1 protein-coding gene is annotated in these 515 nt (G+C 64.9%); it reads right to left on the bottom strand.

What is annotated here, in order from left to right:
- A partial coding sequence (locus tag FJO69_RS07765) for an adenylyltransferase/cytidyltransferase family protein (protein WP_140781576.1) occupies nt 1–306 on the bottom strand: 306 nt, incomplete at its 3' end.
- Nucleotides 307–515 lie beyond the last annotated feature (209 nt).

The following is a 515-nucleotide window of genomic DNA, read 5'->3' as shown; positions in this document are numbered from 1 at the left end:
GGGCTCGGCACCGAAGACGAAGTCGGGGCGGGTTGCCAGCACGCCCTGCAGGCTCGCCTTCCAGATGTCCCAGAAGTCCGGGTGCTCCCACGGGCGCTGCGGGTTCTCGTTGGCCAGATGGACCACGCGATCGAAGGGGAACAGCTCCCGCATCCATGCAACGCGCTGGGCGCCCGGAATCGGCTCTGCTGCCGTTGATCCGACGACGATGGTCAGCTCATCCACCCATCGCCGCGCGAACTCGCAAAGGTAGACGTGTCCCGCATGGGGCGGCATGAACTTGCCGAGCACCATTCCGTGTGTCACGACGTCGCCTCAGCGATTCGGCCGGCGATGACATTCTCCCACTCGTCCAGCCGCGAAAGAAAGTACGCCTCAGCCTCATCGAAGCTGATTCCGACGTCAGGAGCGACCTTGGCTACGACGTCGGCGTAGACCCGGGAGGCCTCTGGGTCGACGAATTCCCACTGACCGAGGGGCCATTTCGCGGTGAGATAACCCGCGTCCGAGCCCAC

Source organism: [Mycoplasma] falconis, assembly GCF_006385795.1.
Lineage (GTDB): Bacteria > Bacillota_I > Bacilli_A > Mycoplasmatales > Metamycoplasmataceae > Metamycoplasma > Metamycoplasma falconis.
This window is presented reverse-complemented; position numbering and strand designations above follow the sequence as displayed.